At 78.1% G+C, this 242-nt stretch carries 1 pseudogene; it reads right to left on the bottom strand.

What is annotated here, in order from left to right:
- Positions 1-242, bottom strand: a pseudogene (locus KVT44_RS56730) (hypothetical protein); the annotation flags it as partial.

Here is a 242-nt window from a genome sequence, read left to right as displayed (position 1 = left end):
CCCGCTCCAGCCAGATCCGCTGCCGGACGAAGGACCAGGCCGTGGCCCAGCCGATGGGGGGGCGGAAGAGGAGCCGGTCGGCCAAGGCTCCGAAGCGGCCCCAGCGCGGGCGGAAGTCGAACCCGGTGAGGAAGCGGACGCCGTCGGGGTGGGGGACGTAGCGCCAGTAGCCGCTGCCCTCGGGGGGGAGGGAGGGGGGGGGGGGGGGGGCGAAGCGCAGGGGGGAGGGGCGGGGGCGGTCG

The organism is Streptomyces sp. GbtcB7 (genome assembly GCF_019091445.1).
Lineage (GTDB): Bacteria > Actinomycetota > Actinomycetes > Streptomycetales > Streptomycetaceae > Streptomyces > Streptomyces mirabilis.
Note: the sequence above shows the minus strand (reverse complement) of the source record. Positions and strands in the feature narration are given on the sequence as shown.